Raw genomic sequence first — 16,155 nt, forward strand, 5'->3', positions numbered from 1 at the left:
TTCACCACTGTCGGCGCCGGGTGCCGACCAGGCCCAGCCCGGCCAGCGAGATGGCGAGGCCGAGCAGGCCGGAGTAGAACAGCGACCGGCTGAGTTCGGTGGCGGCCGACGGGCGCTCGGCGAGCGCGGCCTCCCCGGCCCCGGCCCCGCCCCCGGCCTGGTCGGGGCCGGACGGCGCGACGAGGTCCCCGCCCCGCGCGCCGGCCACCGGTGGATCGACCCAGTCGGGCTCGTCGTCCTCCGGGTCGGCGGCCGGCCGGTTGCCCTCCCCGGCCACGGTGATCTCCGGAGCCGGGACCGGCTCCGTCAACTCCTGGGTCGCGGAGAAGGCGGGGTGGCGGACCACGAGCGCGAGTGCGGTCGCGGCGCCGAGGAAGGCGAGGAGCCCGAGGGCGTAGCCGATGCGGGACCGGTGGTGCCGCCGCGCGGCGGGCAGATTGACCATGACCATCCCAGGTTCAGGGTCTGGAGCGCGCGGGGTGGAGCGTTGCCGGGGTGGGCGTACCGATTCTATGGCGGCGGTACGCCCCCCGACCGGGATTCGTGAGGTCAGCCGACCCGGACCGGGGTCCGGGCCGCCGGACGGCGGGCCGTCCGGACGGTGTGTGGACGCGGGGCCGGCGCGGCCTGCAGGTGCCCCAGCCCTTCCTGCTGTACGAAGATCGACCGCCGGTTGACCGCGTCCCCCGCCGCGTTCAACTCGTAGCCGTCGAGCCAGAGCCAACCGTCATAGGTCGGCCAGTCGAGCACCCGGATCACCCGGAACATGATCGGTCGGAGGAACTGGACACTCGCCGCGCGCGTCACGTGCAGTACGTCACCGGAGCGGGGAAGCACATGGGCTCCTGGGAAAGGATCGGCCGGCGGGCGGGCCGGCGAGGCTGATCGGGGGACGGGTCGGTCCGGCGACGGGGGATCTACCTCGTGGACCGGCTGATCAGTGGGTCGGTGCTGGTCGGGCCGTACCCACGGTGGCGGACCGCCACCCGACCATCACCCGGCTGCTCCCGGTTACCGCTCCCGCCGCCACAGCCAAACTGGCGTGCAGCGGCGGGGTCTTCATCCCGGGGCAGGTCGCAGGGCGCGGGACGGCTCCCCTCCCGCCGTCCCGCGGCCCGTGGTGCGACCACGCCCGGAGATCATGCGAAGACGGTGAGTAACCCGTGCCATACCGACAGAGTGCATCAGCGACGTGCTTCATGCAAGTTGCACGTCGACTTTTGCCGATACGCGAGCAGGACACGTGAACGGGACGCTTGAAGCCTCAGGTCTCGGGACGGCACACTGGACGCCGGTTTCGCCCGACGCGGCCGGTCGACGACCGGCACCAACCCCTGCCGCGAACGCTCGCCCGCCGTAAGCCGGTCGCGCCCCCGGCGGGTGTGAAACCGGGCGCGACCGACCGGAGGTAGCCGGGTGCGCGCGAGGAGTGGGAATCCCCGTCCATCGACCCGTGGGGTGACGTCGTGAGCGAGCGGCGCAGTCCGACCATCCGGCGTCGACGCCTGGGGGCGGAACTCCGGCGGCAGCGAGAAGCCGCCGGCATCACCATCGAGACGGTCGCCGAGCAGTTGGAGTGCTCGGCCTCCAAGATCTCCCGTATCGAGACCGGTCACACCACCGCGACACCCCGGGACGTGCGGGACATGCTCCGCATCTACGGGGTGGTCGGCGCCGAGAGCGACGAGCTGGTGCAGATCGCCCGTGAGGCCCGGCAGAAGGGCTGGTGGCATCCGTACAGCACGGTGCTGGTCGGGGCGTACGTGGGACTGGAGGCGGCGGCCAGCTCGATCCGGGCGTACGAACAACAGGTCGTGCCGGGCCTGTTGGAGACCGAGGAGTACGCGGGGGCGATGATCCGGGCCGCTCGGCCCGACTTCACCGCCGAACAGGTCGAACAGCGGGTGCGTGTCCGACTGGGCCGCCAGTCGTTGTTGACCCAGGACGATCCGGTCGATCTGTGGGTGGTGCTCGATGAGGCGGTGCTGAGCCGGCCGGTTGGCGGCGACGCGGTGATGCGTGGCCAGCTCAAACGGCTGGTGGAGGTGGCCGAACTGCCGAACGTGACGTTGCAGGTCCTGCCCTTCGAGGTGGGCGCGCACGCCGGCATGGACGGGACCTTCACGATCCTCAGCTTCCCCGAACCGAGTGATCCCGATGTCGTGTACGCGGAGAACGCCACGGGTGGGCTCTTCCTCGAGAAGAGCGACGAGCTACAGAAGTACAGCTTCATCTTCGATCACATTCGAGCAGCGGCCATTCGCCCGGAGGAATCCATCGCACACATCGCAAAACTGGCAGAGGAGCCGTTGTGGAAATGGCGACCAAGGAGTTCCCCGTGGACCTGACGCAGGCGACGTGGTTCAAGAGCTCGAAGAGCGGGCCGAACTGTGACAACTGCGTGGAGGTCGCGTATGTGACCGGGGCGGTCGGCGTCCGGGACTCGAAGGACAGAACGGGCCCGGCCCTGGTCTTCGCCCCGGGTGACTGGCACGCCTTCGTCGCCGGCGCCAGGGGCGGTGCGTTCACCGGGCACTGATCCGGCGACCCGTCCCCAGAAGCTGGTCCCGCCCGGCAGCGTCGCCGGGCGGGACCATTTCGTCTGCGCCCGGCCGGTCGCGGGCACCCGTCGCCAGTTCCGTTCCGCCTCGTTGAACCGCACAGATCGGCAACCGAGCGAGGCAGGCGAGACGGATGACGACGATCGGTTCAGAGAATCTGACCAACGGCCCGGGCAAGCCCGAGCGGTTCGGTGGCAAGTACCGCGGGGCGCGCCGGGACAGCGTCCTCACCGAGGTGGGCTCGGGCGACGCCGAGATCGGCCGGGAAGCCGCCGCACCGGAACAGTCCGGCCCGCCGCTCTCGCTGCCGTCGCTCGACCCGAACCCGCTCACCGAGCCGTCCTTCCCGCCGACCGGCTGGCCGATGGAGCACCAGGAGTCCCTCGTGGACCATCCGCTGCTGCGCGGGCTGCTGATGGAGTTGCCGCCGAAGGGCAGCGTGCCCCCGCCGGGCTGGCTGGACCGCTGGTTCGAGGCGACCCGGGCGATCCTGGAGCTGCTATACGTGCAGGGGACGGCCCGCCCGCGCTGACGCCGCGGCCGCCGGCGGCAGCGCCCGTTCGGCGAGGCGGTTGTGCCGCAGGGCGTGGCGTACCCCGATCGCGATCACACCGAGCACCGCGACGGTGATGGCGGGCCCGGCGACGGCCGGCCCCGCGAACAGGTCGACGCCCGCGGCCGGCAGCACCGCGCCGAGCGCCGCCAGCGCGGTCACCTGGAGCGGCAGCCCGATCAGCGGATGCGCCGCGGCGGCCCGCAGCCCGTGCGGGGCCGGGGTGTCCGGCGCGGCGGCGAACGCGCCCGCGCCGGCCCGGAGCCACCGGACCCGGCGGACCGTGCAGACCGCGACGACCAGCGCCGGGGCGGCCGCGACGGTGAGCCCGGCGGCGGCCCGGTCGAGCGCCGTCGTGCCAGCGCTCTGCAGACCCACCGCCAGCACGGCCGCGGTCAGCGCCAGGCCGGTGAGGACCAGGGCGGACAACCATCCGGTACGCCGTCGCAGCGCGCGGGCGCGGTCCAGCCGGGGCAGCCCGTCCGCCACCACGCCGGCGGCCAGCCAGACGGCGGCGACGGGAAGCAGCACGGTGAGAGGCTCGTCCATGCTGCCAGCCTGGCCCGGATCGACGTCCACCGAATCCGGGGCGGCACCCCGGTTCCTCCCGTACGCCTCCCGTAGGGGTCATCCTGTCGGCGTTATGGCGGATCCGGCATGTTCACAGCGTCTCCACCGCTGACCTAGCCTCTTAACGATCGGTCAGTTTCCATTCGCCCGCTGCAGATCTCGTTCGTCGACGACAGGGCGGTGAAGTCCCCTGAGCCAACCTCTCCCACTGGCGTCCGGCGGTCCCCCTCAGGGGTGGCCGCCGGGCGTCGTTGCGGGCTCAGACGTCGAAGGTGGCGGGGCGTTCCGTGGCCGGCGGCGGCGGGGTGGCCTTCCACACGCCGGTCTTCTGCGCGGCCAGCCGGGCCAGGTAGGCCGGGTTGAGGATGACGTAGCGGCGCCAGAGCCGCTTCGGCTCCAGGCCGAGCCGCCAGAACCACTCCAGCCCGGCCCGCTGCATCCACGGCGGCGGGTTGCGCAGCAGCCCCGCGTGGTAGTCGAACGCCGCGCCGACGGCCATCAGCGGCATGTCCAGCAGCGGCCGCATGGCGTACGTGAAGACCTCCTGCCGGGGGCAGCCCAGCCCGACCAGCACGAGCCGTGCGCCACTGGCCTTGATCCGGTCGGCGATCTCGGTGTCCTCGCCCGGCTGGAGCGACCGGAACTTGGACGGCTCGACACCGGCGATCTTCAGCGCCGGGAACTTCCGCTCCAGGGCCGGGACCAGGCGGGACAGGGTCGCCTCGGTGGAGCCGTAGAGGTAGACCGGCAGGCCCTCCTCCGCGAAGCGGGCGAGCACCCGGAGGGTGAGCTCCGGCCCGTAGACCCGGTCGGTGAGGCCGGCGCCGTGCAGCAGGTTGAGCGCCCAGCGTACCGGCTGCCCGTCGGGGGTGACCACGTCGAAGGAGTTGAGCCGCGCGTTGTGCGCCCGGTCGAGCACCCCGGTCATCACGCCGTGGACGGCCAGCGCCGTGAGGGCCAGCGGACGGCGGTCGTGCGCGGCCGCCACCACGGCCTCGGTCGCCCGGGCGTAGTCGGTCGCGTCGACGAGTACGCCGAGCACGTTCCGCTTGGTGCCGGTGGTCATGCCTTCGGCACCCACTTGTCGGCGTTCGCCTCGTAGATCTCCCGGAGGATCATCGGCACGTCGTAGGTGATCTTCCAGTTCGGGTAGTGCTCCTCGAACCGGGCCATGCTGCTGACGTACCACTGGTGGTCGCCGGTGCGGGCCTGGTCGACGTAGTTGATCTTCGCCACCCGGCCGGTGATCTCCTCGGCGATCCGGAACGCCTCGATGTGCGAGGTGTTCGAGTGCCGGCCCCCGCCGAGGTTGTAGACCTGGGCCGAGCGCGGCTCGCGGAAGAACGCCTCGAACGCGGTGAGCACGTCCCGCGAGTGGATGGCGTCCCGGACCATCTTCCCCTTGTAGCCGAAGAGGTTGTACGTCCGGCCCTCCATCACGCAGCGCATGAGGTAGGCCAGGAAGCCGTGCAGCTCGGCCGCGGAGTGCGCCGGGCCGGTCAGCGTGCCGCCCCGGAAGCAGGCGGTCTTCATGTCGAAGTAGCGGCCGTACTCCTGGACCATCACGTCCGAGGCGACCTTGGAGGCGCCGAAGATCGAGTGCAGGGACTCGTCGATCGACATGTCCTCGGTGATGCCGTCGTACCAGTGGTGGTCCTCGGGCAGCTCGTAGCGCGTCTCCAGCTCGATCAGCGGCAGGGTGTTCGGCCGGTCGCCGTAGACCTTGTTGGTCGAGCAGTGGATGAACGGCGCGTCGATGGCGTGCCGCCGGGTGTTCTCCAGCACGTTGAGGGTGCCGCCGGCGTTGACGTCGAAGTCGGTGTACGGCTCCTTGGCGGCCCAGTCGTGGCTCGGCTGGGCGGCGCTGTGGATCACCACGGCGATGTCCGACCCGTACTTCTTGAAGACCTGCTCCAGGCCGTCCCGGTCGCGGATGTCCACCGCGTGGTGGGTGTAGGCGCTACCCAGCTCGCCGGCGAGACGGTCGAGGCTCCAGGCGGTCGAGCCGTCCTCGCCGAAGAAGTACCGCCGCATGTCGTTGTCGATGCCGACCACGTCGAGACCGAGGCCGGCGAAGTGCCGGGCCGCCTCGGAGCCGATCAGACCGCCCGAACCGGTCACCAACGCGACACTCACACGCCACTCCTGGTCCATCGGAGGCAGGGAAACCATCGGAGCATAGCGTGATGTCCGGCACGCCCCGATATGGCGCGAGGGCCCCGCTGATTGCGGAGCCCTCGTGATGGTGGGGAAGGGGGGAGTTGAACCCCCACGCCCTTTCGGGCACACGGACCTGAACCGTGCGCGTCTGCCATTCCGCCACTTCCCCGTGGCTTGACCTGCAACACCGTATCTCATCCCGCTCCCACCGTCTGCGGCGGGTGCCCGGACATATTACGCTGTTCCCGGTCATCGCCACGAGCGATCACCGTTCGTGGCGGACGAAACTTTAGCACGATCGCGGGGCTGGTCACGAACGGGCCGCCGGCAGCCGGCCGAGCGGCGTGTGAGCTGCGGAGGCGGTGTCCGGATACCATCATTGCCTCGGGACCCGAGGAGGAGCCGGTGAGCGTGCTGCAACGCTTCGAGAAGCGTCTGGAAGGCCTGGTCGAGGGGGCCTTCGCCAAGGTCTTCAAAGGGGTGGTCCACCCCGTGGAGATCCTCAACGCCATGCAGCGGGAGGCCGAGGCGCACAAGGCGATCCTGGCCGGTGGGCGCACGTTGGTGCCCAACCGCTACGTGATCGATCTCTCGCCCTACGACCACAGTCGTCTGGCGCCGTACGCCGCCGCGCTGGCCCAGGAGCTGGCCCAGTCGCAGGCGGAGTTCATCGGCGAGCAGGCGTGGACGGTCTACGGCGACGTGATCGTCGAGGTCGAGCGTGGTGAGGGGCTGGACACCGGGATGTTCCGGGTCACGGCGGAGGTCTACACCGGCGGCGACGTCGCCCCGGTCTCCGCGCCCGGCGGCTACGACGCCGGCCCGGCCTACCCCGCCTACGACCAGGGCGGCGGCTACGGCCCGCCGCCGGGGCAGGGCGGTGGCCGCAACGTCCGCCTGGTCTCCGGCGACGGCCGCACCTACCCGCTCCAGATGGGCTCGACCGTGATCGGCCGCGGCGACCAGGCCAACCTGCGCCTGCCCGACGTCGGCATCTCCCGGCGCCACGCCCGGCTGGACTTCGACGGCGGCCAGGTCGTGCTGACCGACCTCGGCTCCACCAACGGCACGATGGTCAACGGCCAGCGCGTCTCCGCCGTCGCCCTCAACCCGGGCGACATGATCCAGCTCGGCACGACGACCCTGACCTTCCGCGTGGACGGCTGATCCGCGTTGCCGGAACTCGTCATCACCGTCGCCCGGTTCGGGTTCCTCATCCTGTTGTGGATCTTCGTGTTCACGGTGGTCGGGGTGATCCGCCGGGACCTCTTCGCGGGAGCCCGGTCGGGTCGCCTGGTGGCCGCGCCGCGCGCGGTCGGGGCGTCGACCGGGCAGGCGGCGAAGCCGGCGAAGGTGAAGCGGGGCAGGGCCGCGCACCAGCTGGTGGTCACCGCCGGTCAACTGGCCGGCACCCGGATCACCCTCGGCGAGGCCCAGATCACCATCGGCCGGGCCGAGGACTCGACTCTGGTGATCACCGACGACTACGCTTCGGCGCGGCACGCCCGGCTCGTGCCGCGCGATGGGCAGTGGTTCGTCGAGGACCTCGGATCGACTAACGGCACCTACCTGGATCGCGCTAAGGTCACCGGACCAACCCCCGTCCCCCTCGGCGTGCCGATCCGGATCGGCCGCACTTCCCTCGAATTACGGCCATGACTCTGACCCTGCGCTATGCGGCCCACAGCGACCGCGGTCTGATCCGAGACGGTAATCAGGATTCCGTCTACGCCGGGCCGCGGCTGCTCGCCGTTGCCGACGGCATGGGCGGTATGGCCGCCGGTGACGTCGCCAGCAACATCGTCATCGGTGCCATGGCGCCCCTCGACGAGGACGTCCCTGGTGACGCCCTCGTCGACGCGCTGCGTTCCGCCGTCGGCACCGCCAACCAACAACTCCGCGACACCGTGGACGCCAACCCGCAGCTGGAGGGGATGGGCACCACGCTGACCGCGACCCTCTTCTCGGGCAGCAAGCTCGGCATGGTCCACATCGGTGACTCGCGGGCCTACCTCCTGCGCAACGGCGAGTTCGCCCAGATCACCAAGGACGACACGTACGTCCAGATGCTCGTCGACGAGGGCCGGATCAGCGCGGAGGAGGCGAGCAGCCACCCCCAGCGCTCGCTGCTCACCCGGGCGCTGGACGGCCGGGACATCGACCCGGAATACAGCGTCCGGCAGGTGCTCCCCGGCGACCGCTACCTGATCTGCTCGGACGGCCTGTCCGGCGTGGTCAGCGCGGACACCATCGGCGACACGATGCGCGAATACACCGACCCGCAGCAGTGCGTGGAGCGCCTGGTGCAGCTCGCCCTGCGCGGCGGCGGCCCGGACAACATCACGGTGATCATCGCGGACGCCACCGACCAGGACATCGTCGAGGCGTCCCCGATCGTCGGCGGCGCCGCCGCCCGCGACCGCGGCATGGCCACCTCGGCCGACGTCTCCACCCCGGCGGCCCGCGCCTCGGCGTTGTCGGCGCCCCGTGCGCCCGCGCCCGAGGAACCGGCGGACAACCGCGACGACGAGCCCGAGCGGCGCCGCGGGCACCCGCTGCGCACCGCGGCGATGCTGCTGGCGCTGCTGGTCATCGTCGGCGGCGGCGTCTTCGGCGGGTGGAGCTACACCCAGCGCCAGTACTACGTCGGCGCCACCGACGAGGGGCAGCTGGCCGTGTTCCGCGGGGTCCCGGGCCAGGTCGCCGGGCTCGACCTGTCGAACGTGCACGCCACCAGCGACGCGAAGCTCGACGACCTCACCCAGGCCGCCCAGGAGCAGGTCAAGCAGGGCATCCAGGCGAAGAGCGAGCCGGACGCCGAGCGCCGGCTGGCCGAGCTGACCAGCGACGACCCGGCCAACCCGAACCTCAAGCCGCTCTGCCCGCCCAGCCCGACGGCCGGTCCGGTGAGCCCGACCCCGTCCGCGGCCGGCGGCTCGCTGGCCCCGGCGGCCAGCGGCAGCGCCGTCCCGCCGGCCACCGCCACGGCCACGGCCACCGTGGTGCCGACGCCGACGCCGACGCCGACCACCACGCCCGACGCCGTCCCCTCGGACACGGTTGCGCCGGTGGACCCGGCCGGCTGCCGGTCGCCCGAGTGAGCGCCGGTTCGACCCCGAGGACACATCCGTGACCGCAGCCGCCGCACCGGCCGCCTCGCCCGCCTCGACGGGCGAGCAGCCCGGCGTGCGCCTGGCCCGGTCCCGGCGTAACGCCGAGCTGTCCCTGCTCCTGCTCGCCATGGTCCTGGTGGCGGCGTACGCGGCGACGGTCGAGGCGAACGTGCTGGACACCGTCACCCCGGACTTCTGGATCCCGGCCGCCGCGCTGGGGCTGGTCTTCCTGGGCCTGCACCTGGTGATCCGCTGGCTGGCGCCGTTCGCCGACCCGGCACTGCTGCCGGCGGTGGCCCTGCTCAACGGCATCGGCGTGGGTTTCCTGCGCCGCTACGACCTGGCCCAGTCGCCTCCCGAGCAGCGGGAGACCCTGGCCATCTTCGCCGGCACCGGTGGGCGCCAGCTCGCCTGGACGCTCGGCGCGGTGGTGCTCGCCGCCGGGCTGCTGGCGATCATGCGGGACCACCGGTCGCTGTCGCGGTACGCGTACACCCTGGGTCTGGCCGGCATCGTGCTGGTGATGATCCCGGCGGTGCTGCCGGGCCGGTTCTCCGAGGTCAACGGGGCGAAGCTCTGGATCCGCCTCGGCGGCTTCCAGATCCAGCCCGGTGAGTTCGCCAAGCTCGCCCTGCTCACCTTCTTCGCGTACTACCTGGTCCGTAAGCGGGAGGTGCTGTCGCTGGCCAGCCGGCGGGTGCTCGGCGTCGACTTCCCGCGGGGCCGCGACCTCGGCCCGGTCCTCGTGGTCTGGCTGATCAGCATCCTGGTCCTGGTGTTCGAGAAGGACCTGGGCACGTCGCTGCTCTACTTCGGCATGTTCGTGGTGACGCTCTACATCGCCACCGAACGGGTGAGCTGGCTGCTCATCGGTCTGATCCTGTTCTTCGGCGGCGCCTACCTGGCGTACGTGCTGGGCAGCACGGTGGGCGGCCCGTTCGCCAACTTCTACGACCGGGCCCAGATCTGGCTGGACCCCTTCGCCGAGCCGTACGACCGGGGCTACCAGCTCGTCCAGGGCCTGCTCACGCTCGGCACCGGCGGCCTGTTCGGGGCCGGCCCGGGTGGCGGCCAGCCCACCCTGCTGCCGGAGGTGCAGACCGACTTCATCTTCGCCGGCATCGGTGAGGAGATCGGCCTGTTCGGCCTCTCCGCGCTGCTGGTGGTCTACCTGCTCATCGTCGAGCGGGGGCTGCGGGCCGCGCTCGCGGTCCGGGACTCGTTCGGCAAGCTGCTCGCCGGCGGCCTGGCCTTCACCCTGGGTCTGCAGGTCTTCGTCATCGTCGGCGGGATCAGCAAGCTCATCCCGCTGACCGGGCAGACCACCCCGTTCCTCTCCGCCGGCGGCTCCTCGCTGATGGCGAACTGGCTGCTGATCGCGGTGCTGCTCCGGGTCTCCGACGGCGCTCGCCGGCCGGTGACCGGGGGTGGCGGTCCGGCGGCCCGGCCGTCGGGCGGCCCGCCCGAGCAGCTGCACGGTGCCCCCACGGAGGTGATCCGGCCGTGAACGCACCCCTGCGCCGCGTCGGCGTGGTCGTCATGATCCTGTTCGGGCTGCTCTTCGCCAACCTGAACTGGATCCAGGCCTACAAGGCGGACGAGTACCGCAACAGCGACTACAACGGCCGGGTCCAGGTCGCCGCGTACGACCGGAAGCGGGGCAACATCGAGGTCGGCGGCACCGCGTACGCCCTCAGCAAGGACACCAGCGGCAGGCTGCGCTTCCTGCGCACCTACCCGGCCGGCGAGGAGTACGCGCACGTGCTCGGCTACCAGCCGGTCAACGGGACCGCGACCGGCATCGAGCGGACCGAGAACCAGTTCCTGGCCGGCACCAGCGACCAGCTCATCGGCGACCGGGTGAAGGACATGTTCACCGGGAACAAGACCGGCGGCGGCAACGTGCTGCTGACCCTCTCCAAGCGGGCCCAGGACGCCGCGTACAAGCAGCTCCAGAACAACGAGGTCGGGGCGACCAGGGGCGCGGCGATCGCGATCGACCCGCGCACCGGCGCGGTGCAGGCGCTGGTCTCCATGCCGAGCTTCGACCCGAACCCGCTGGTCAGCCACGACACCGGTGCGGCGGCGAAGGCGTACAACGCGCTGGACAAGGACCCGAACCGCCCGCTGGCGAACCGGGCGCTCTCCGAGACGCTGCCGCCCGGCTCCACCTTCAAGGTCATCATGTCGGCGGCGGCGCTGGAGAGCGGCTACACCAAGCAGACCAAGATCCCCGCCGGGGCGAGCTGGACCCCGCCGACGTCCGGTACGCCGATCAAGAACGCGGCCGACTCGATCTGCCCGCAGGAACAGGTGACGCTGATCCAGGCGCTCACCGAGTCCTGCAACACCGGCTTCGCGCAGCTCGGCGTGAAGCTCGGCGCGGACAAGGTCAAGGAGAAGGCCCGGCAGTTCGGATTCGAGCAGGAGGACCTGACCGTCGGCCAGCTGGGCGAGGGTGGCCTCCCGGTGGCGGCCAGCAAGACCGGGGAGATCACCGGCCCGGACGGCGCGACCGACCCCGCCGCACTGGCCCAGTCCTCGATCGGCCAGCGGGATGTCCGGATGACCCCGTTGCAGGGTGCGCTGATCGCCGCCTCGGTCGCCAACGGCGGTAGCCAGATGCGGCCGTACCTGGTCAAGCAGCTGCTCGCCCCGGACCGCACCACCAGCTACTACACGGCCAAGCCGCGCGAGCTGCGCCAGCCGGTGAGCGGCCAGGTCGCCGCCGACCTGCGCGACATGATGGTCAGCGTGGTGGTGAACGGCACCGGCAAGTCGGCCCGGATCCAGGGCTACACGGTCGGCGGCAAGACCGGCACCGCCCAGTCCGGCCCGGGCACCCCCGACCACGGCTGGTTCATCGGCTTCGCCCTGGACAAGAACGGCACCCCGATCTCGGCGGTCTGCGTGGAGCTGGAACAGGCTGGCTCCGGCGGCAGCCACGAGGCGGCCCGGATCGCCGGCAAGATCATGGCGGCGGCCATCGCGGACTCCGGGGGCCGCTGACATGCTCAGCCCGGGTGTGCAGCTCGGCAACCGCTACCGCCTCGACGAGCGGATCGCCAGCGGTGGCATGGGCGACGTCTGGCGCGGCACCGACCAGGTGCTGGGACGGACCGTCGCCGTCAAGAGCCTGCTCCCCGCTCTGCTCGACGAGCCGGGCTTCGCCGAGCGGTTCCGCGGCGAGGCGCGCACCATGGCCACCATCAACCACCCGGGCGTGGTCGACGTCTACGACTTCGGCAGCGACCAGCAGATCGCCTTCCTCGTCATGGAATACGTGGAGGGCGACGCGCTCTCCTCGACGCTCAGCCGGGTCGGGCGGCTCACCCCGGCCCGCACCATGGCCCTGCTCGCCCAGGCCGCCGACGCGCTGCACGCCGCGCACGAGAAGGGCATCGTGCACCGCGACGTGAAGCCCGGCAACCTGCTGGTCCGGCCCAACGGCACGCTGGTGCTCACCGACTTCGGCATCGCCCGCTCCGACCTGGTCGGCCAGCTCACCGCCGCCGGTTCGGTGCTCGGCACCGCCTCCTACATCTCGCCCGAGCAGGCCACCGGCGCCGTCGCCACCCCCGCCTCCGACGTGTACGCGCTCGGCGTCGTCGCGTACCAGTGCCTGGCCGGCCGGCGGCCGTTCGAGGGGGACAACCCGCTCGAGATCGCCATGAAGCACGTGCGCGAGACGCCCCGGCCGCTCCCCGCCGACATCCCGCCGCAGGTCCGGGCCATCGTCGAGCGGGCCCTCGCGAAGGACCCGGCGGCCCGCTGGCCCAGCTCCGCCGCTCTGGCCAGCGTCGCCCGGCAGGCCAAACTCGCCCTGTCGCAGCAGGCGCGGGGCGGCCACCCGATCTCCGGCGTACCCGCCTCCCCGGCCGCACCGGCCGCGCGGGCGCAGGTTCCGACGGCCACGCGACCGCAGCCCCGCCCGCCCGCGGTGGCCGCCCGCCCGCCGATGGCGCCACGCCCGACCGCGGTGGCGCCTCCCCCGCAGCAGCGCCCACCGGTGGCGCCGCGCGGGGCGGCGGCCGTTCCGCCGCCCCGGCAGCACAACCCCCTCGGGTACGCCCAACCGCCGGTCGCGCCCGCCCCGCGCCGGTCCCACGCCGGGCGGTGGCTGCTGGCCATCGTGTTGGCCGTGCTGGTCCTTGTTTGTTCCGGGGTGATTTCCTACAAAATCCGGGACAACGCGGCGGCCGGTGACCCCGGCGCACTTGGTCCGGTGAGCGTGACCTCCGGCGCGGTGCGGGCCCACGGGGGCGACTATCCGGTTTCCACGTCGTACCGTCGGGAGGTACGGCTCCAGCCGGCTGGCGGCGAGACGACGACGAGCGAAGGACGAGAGACGCGATGACAGCGCAGGCCCGCCTGCTCGGTGGCAGGTACCAGGTCGGCGAGCTGCTCGGCTACGGCGGCATGGCGGAGGTGCACCGCGGTCGCGATCTCCGGCTCGGTCGGGATGTCGCGATCAAGATGCTCCGCGCCGACCTGGCCCGGGACGCGACCTTCCAGATGCGGTTCCGCCGGGAGGCGCAGAACGCCGCCTCGCTGAACCATCCGGCCATCGTCGCCGTGTACGACACCGGCGAGGAGACCGCCCCGACCGGCGAGACGCTGCCGTTCATCGTCATGGAGTTCGTCAACGGGCGGACCCTCAAGGAGGTGCTCGGCGCCGAGGGCCGGCTCCAGCCGCGCCGGGCGCTGGAGATCTGCGCCGACATGTGCGCGGCGCTGGAGTTCAGCCACCGCCACGGGATCATCCACCGGGACATCAAGCCCGGCAACGTGATGCTCACCCAGACCGGCCAGGTCAAGGTGATGGACTTCGGCATCGCCCGGGCGCTGGCCAGCGGCGCCACCACGATGACGCAGACCAGCGCGGTCATCGGCACGGCGCAGTACCTCTCCCCGGAGCAGGCGCGCGGCGAGGCGGTCGACGCCCGCTCCGACGTCTACGCGGCCGGCTGCGTGCTGTTCGAGCTGCTCTGCGGGCACCCGCCGTTCGTCGGGGACAGCCCGGTCAGCGTCGCCTACCAGCACGTGCGGGAGACGCCGCCGACGCCGAGCACCATCAACCCGGACGTCAACCCGGCCGTGGATGCCATCGTCCTCAAGGCGCTGTCCAAGAACCCGCTGAACCGCTACCAGAGCGCCGGCGAGATGCGGGCGGACCTGCTCCGCGCCGCCGCGGGCCGGCCGGTGCTGGCCACCCCGGTCATGCCGGCCGAGGAGACCATGCCGATGGCGCCGGCCGCGGCCGGTGGCGGTTACCAGCAGACCCAGGTGATGGGCCCGCAGACCCGCCAGCAGCCGCCGGCCCGGGTCGGTGACGCGCGCAAGCGGAAGAGTTCGGCCTGGGTGATCGCCACCTTCGCGGCGCTGGGCGTGCTCGCGGTGATCGCCCTGGCCACCGCGCTCTGGCTCAACCAGACCGGCGCGGAGAAGGTGAGTGTGCCGCCGCTGGAGGGCAAGAGCCAGGCGGTGGCGACCGCCGATCTCCAGCGGGCGGGGTTGCGGGTGACGCTCGGCGAGCCGGTGCTCAGCAGCGACTGCACGAGGAACACGGTGGCCGCCCAGAACCCGCAGTCGGGCGCGTCCGTGGCCAAGAACAGCCCGGTGACGATCCAGATCTGCGGCGGCAAGCCGGTCGTCACCATCCCAGCCGGCATCGAGGGCAGCACCTACACCAGCGCCAAGGCCCAACTCGAGGGCCTGAACCTTGTGGTGAACCGCAAGGAGGTCGACGACGCGGCGCCAGAGGGCCAGGTCATCAAGGTGACTCCGAGCGAGGGCAGCTCGGTGGCCGAGCGCAGCGAGGTGACCCTGCAGGTCTCCCGCGGCAATGTGAACGAGGTGCCGGACGTCATGGGTTACACCAAGGAGCAGGCCACCAAGCGGCTGAAGGATGCCGGCTACGACGTTCGGGTTCGCGACGGTAACGAGGTCGCGCCCGACCAGGCGGGCAAGGTGAGCAGCCAGAACCCCCGTGCCGGCACCAAGCTGGCCAGGGGCAGGACCGTGACCATCGAGGTGGACGTGCCGCTGCCCGAGCCGACCGACAGCGCCAGCCCGGGCACCCCGTCGCCGGGCACGACGCCGACCACGCCCGGCAGCGGCGGTGGCGGGGGCTTCCCGTTCCCGACCATGACGCCGCCGACCCGGTTCAGCCAGCCCTGACCCGACAGCTTCAGACAGGCGAAGTGGCGGTGCCCGGTCGGCCCGGACACCGCCACTTCGCGCATCGGCCGTAAGACGAAGCCTCAGGCGGCGGCGAACGCGGCCCGGCGGCGGGCGTCCACCTCGGCAGCCAGCTCCGGGGCCCGCTCCAGCGCCTCCGGGTAGCCGCAGACGGCCAGCCAGTTGGCCAGCATGAGGTGACCGCCCTCGGTCAGCACCGACTCGGGGTGGAACTGGACGCCCTCGATGGGCAGGGTGCGGTGCCGCATGGCCATCACCACGCCGGAGCCGGTCCGGCCGGTGACCTCCAGCTCGTCGGGCAGCGTCTCGGGCAGCACGGCGAGCGAGTGGTAGCGGGTGGCGGTGAACGGGTCGGGCAGGCCGGCGAGCACCCCCACCCCGTTGTGCCGCACCTCGGACGTCTTGCCGTGCAGCAGCTCCGGCGCCCGTGTCACGGTCGCGCCGAACGCCTCACCGATGGCCTGGTGACCGAGGCAGACCCCGAAGAGGGGGAGCTTGCCGGCGTACTCCTTGATCACGTCGAGGCAGATGCCGGCGCGGTCGGGGCTGCCCGGCCCCGGCGAGAGCAGCACGCCGTCGGCGCCCGCCCGGCCCACCTCGGCCACCTCGATCTCGTCGTTGCGCCGCACCTCGCAGTCCACGCCGAGCTGGCCGAGGTACTGCACGAGGTTGAAGACGAACGAGTCGTAGTTGTCGATCACGAGGACGCGCATCGGGTCACCTGCTCGGGGTGGAGGGCGGGGCGTTGTTCGACTCGGTGCTGTACGGGATCTCCTCCTCGGAGGGCCGCTCGGTCGGCTCGGTGAGCCCGCCGCCGTCGTCGCCCGGTACGCCGGAGTCCTGGGTGACCTGCACGTCGTCGAAGGGGAGGAGGGGTTCGGCCCACGGGAAGACCACGAACCAGAGCAGGGCGACCGTCGCGGCGGCCAGCAGCACCGAGCCGATCAGCTTTCCGGGGAGCCCGAGCGGGAGCTTCCGCCAGATCCATCCGTACACG

The 16,155-nt window shown here is 72.0% G+C and carries 17 protein-coding genes and 1 tRNA gene; 10 read left to right on the forward strand and 8 right to left on the reverse strand.

The genetic code is table 11. The features are described 5' to 3' along the window. Position 1: 1 nt before the first annotated feature. The gene (locus ACQP12_RS00310) at positions 2-451 is read right to left on the reverse strand and encodes a hypothetical protein (RefSeq protein WP_433284125.1); all 450 of its coding nucleotides are present in this window, start codon (positions 449-451) and stop codon (positions 2-4) included. A 98-nt stretch (positions 452-549) separates the two neighbouring features. After that, complete coding sequence (locus ACQP12_RS00315; RefSeq protein WP_433284127.1) at positions 550-837, reverse strand: hypothetical protein; 288 nt, start codon at positions 835-837, stop codon at positions 550-552. Between the two features lie 629 nt (positions 838-1,466). On the opposite strand from ACQP12_RS00315, the gene ACQP12_RS00320 reads away from it, so the two are divergent. From ACQP12_RS00320 to ACQP12_RS00330, 3 genes are all read left to right on the forward strand, one after another. Beyond that, positions 1,467-2,348, forward strand: coding sequence for a helix-turn-helix domain-containing protein (locus ACQP12_RS00320; protein ID WP_189197556.1), 882 nt, complete (start codon positions 1,467-1,469; stop codon positions 2,346-2,348). Continuing rightward, the gene (locus ACQP12_RS00325) at positions 2,318-2,539 is read left to right on the forward strand and encodes a DUF397 domain-containing protein (protein WP_357944026.1); all 222 of its coding nucleotides are present in this window, start codon (positions 2,318-2,320) and stop codon (positions 2,537-2,539) included. The genes ACQP12_RS00320 and ACQP12_RS00325 overlap by 31 nt, the downstream gene beginning before the upstream one ends. Before the next feature lie 155 nt (positions 2,540-2,694). Next, complete coding sequence (locus ACQP12_RS00330; protein WP_433284130.1) at positions 2,695-3,093, forward strand: hypothetical protein; 399 nt, start codon at positions 2,695-2,697, stop codon at positions 3,091-3,093. On the opposite strand, the gene ACQP12_RS00335 is transcribed toward ACQP12_RS00330, so the two are convergent. From ACQP12_RS00335 to ACQP12_RS00350, 4 genes are all read right to left on the reverse strand, one after another. Beyond that, positions 3,061-3,663, reverse strand: a complete 603-nt coding sequence (locus ACQP12_RS00335) for a hypothetical protein (protein WP_433284132.1) — start codon at positions 3,661-3,663, stop codon at positions 3,061-3,063. The genes ACQP12_RS00330 and ACQP12_RS00335 overlap by 33 nt on opposite strands. A 280-nt stretch (positions 3,664-3,943) precedes the next feature. Next, entirely contained in the window at positions 3,944-4,750 is an 807-nt protein-coding gene (locus tag ACQP12_RS00340; protein WP_357944020.1) for a WecB/TagA/CpsF family glycosyltransferase, read from the reverse strand. Next, positions 4,747-5,856 (reverse strand): NAD-dependent epimerase/dehydratase family protein, encoded by a 1,110-nt coding sequence (locus ACQP12_RS00345; RefSeq protein WP_357944018.1) that lies wholly within the window; start codon positions 5,854-5,856, stop codon positions 4,747-4,749. Before ACQP12_RS00345 ends, ACQP12_RS00340 begins: the two co-directional genes overlap by 4 nt. A 71-nt stretch (positions 5,857-5,927) precedes the next feature. After that, positions 5,928-6,013 (reverse strand) — tRNA-Leu (locus ACQP12_RS00350). Positions 6,014-6,222: 209 nt separating this feature from the next. Here ACQP12_RS00350 and ACQP12_RS00355 point away from each other — a divergent pair. From ACQP12_RS00355 to pknB, 7 genes are all read left to right on the forward strand, one after another. After that, complete coding sequence (locus tag ACQP12_RS00355) at positions 6,223-7,011, forward strand: FhaA domain-containing protein (RefSeq protein WP_151464078.1); 789 nt, start codon at positions 6,223-6,225, stop codon at positions 7,009-7,011. Positions 7,012-7,017: 6 nt separating this feature from the next. Next, complete coding sequence (locus tag ACQP12_RS00360; RefSeq protein ID WP_074315675.1) at positions 7,018-7,503, forward strand: FHA domain-containing protein FhaB/FipA; 486 nt, start codon at positions 7,018-7,020, stop codon at positions 7,501-7,503. Further along, entirely contained in the window at positions 7,500-8,945 is a 1,446-nt protein-coding gene (locus tag ACQP12_RS00365; RefSeq protein ID WP_433284135.1) for a PP2C family protein-serine/threonine phosphatase, read from the forward strand. Before ACQP12_RS00360 ends, ACQP12_RS00365 begins: the two co-directional genes overlap by 4 nt. Positions 8,946-9,030: 85 nt before the next feature. Continuing rightward, entirely contained in the window at positions 9,031-10,464 is a 1,434-nt protein-coding gene (locus ACQP12_RS00370) for an FtsW/RodA/SpoVE family cell cycle protein (protein WP_433289575.1), read from the forward strand. After that, positions 10,461-11,966, forward strand: coding sequence for a peptidoglycan D,D-transpeptidase FtsI family protein (locus ACQP12_RS00375; RefSeq protein WP_433284137.1), 1,506 nt, complete (start codon positions 10,461-10,463; stop codon positions 11,964-11,966). Before ACQP12_RS00370 ends, ACQP12_RS00375 begins: the two co-directional genes overlap by 4 nt. Position 11,967: 1 nt before the next feature. Next, positions 11,968-13,314 carry a protein kinase domain-containing protein gene (locus tag ACQP12_RS00380; protein WP_433284139.1) on the forward strand — a complete coding sequence of 449 codons (1,347 nt, stop codon included), beginning with the start codon at positions 11,968-11,970 and terminating at the stop codon, positions 13,312-13,314. Continuing rightward, positions 13,311-15,137 (forward strand): Stk1 family PASTA domain-containing Ser/Thr kinase, encoded by a 1,827-nt coding sequence (gene pknB, locus ACQP12_RS00385; protein WP_433284141.1) that lies wholly within the window; start codon positions 13,311-13,313, stop codon positions 15,135-15,137. The genes ACQP12_RS00380 and pknB overlap by 4 nt, the downstream gene beginning before the upstream one ends. A gap of 83 nt (positions 15,138-15,220) precedes the next feature. Here pknB and ACQP12_RS00390 read toward each other — a convergent pair whose 3' ends face one another. Beyond that, positions 15,221-15,871 (reverse strand): aminodeoxychorismate/anthranilate synthase component II, encoded by a 651-nt coding sequence (locus ACQP12_RS00390; protein WP_357944008.1) that lies wholly within the window; start codon positions 15,869-15,871, stop codon positions 15,221-15,223. 4 nt (positions 15,872-15,875) lie between these two features. Continuing rightward, positions 15,876-16,154 (reverse strand): hypothetical protein, encoded by a 279-nt coding sequence (locus ACQP12_RS00395; protein WP_357944006.1) that lies wholly within the window; start codon positions 16,152-16,154, stop codon positions 15,876-15,878. Between the last annotated feature and the right edge of the window lies 1 nt (position 16,155).

It is taken from the genome of Micromonospora sp. CA-244673 (assembly GCF_050948395.1).
GTDB lineage: Bacteria > Actinomycetota > Actinomycetes > Mycobacteriales > Micromonosporaceae > Micromonospora.

Excerpts from the sequence above, each read along its gene's own strand:
- ACQP12_RS00345 (WP_357944018.1), bottom strand. The coding sequence starts at position 5,856 with ATGGTTTCCCTGCCTCCGATGGACCAGGAGTGGCGTGTGAGTGTCGCG.
- pknB (WP_433284141.1), top strand. The coding sequence starts at position 13,311 with ATGACAGCGCAGGCCCGCCTGCTCGGTGGCAGGTACCAGGTCGGCGAG.
- ACQP12_RS00380 (WP_433284139.1), top strand. The coding sequence starts at position 11,968 with ATGCTCAGCCCGGGTGTGCAGCTCGGCAACCGCTACCGCCTCGACGAG.
- ACQP12_RS00310 (WP_433284125.1), bottom strand. The coding sequence starts at position 451 with ATGGTCATGGTCAATCTGCCCGCCGCGCGGCGGCACCACCGGTCCCGC.
- ACQP12_RS00340 (WP_357944020.1), bottom strand. The coding sequence starts at position 4,750 with ATGACCACCGGCACCAAGCGGAACGTGCTCGGCGTACTCGTCGACGCG.
- ACQP12_RS00325 (WP_357944026.1), top strand. The coding sequence starts at position 2,318 with ATGGCGACCAAGGAGTTCCCCGTGGACCTGACGCAGGCGACGTGGTTC.
- ACQP12_RS00365 (WP_433284135.1), top strand. The coding sequence starts at position 7,500 with ATGACTCTGACCCTGCGCTATGCGGCCCACAGCGACCGCGGTCTGATC.
- ACQP12_RS00390 (WP_357944008.1), bottom strand. The coding sequence starts at position 15,871 with ATGCGCGTCCTCGTGATCGACAACTACGACTCGTTCGTCTTCAACCTC.
- ACQP12_RS00335 (WP_433284132.1), bottom strand. The coding sequence starts at position 3,663 with ATGGACGAGCCTCTCACCGTGCTGCTTCCCGTCGCCGCCGTCTGGCTG.
- ACQP12_RS00330 (WP_433284130.1), top strand. The coding sequence starts at position 2,695 with ATGACGACGATCGGTTCAGAGAATCTGACCAACGGCCCGGGCAAGCCC.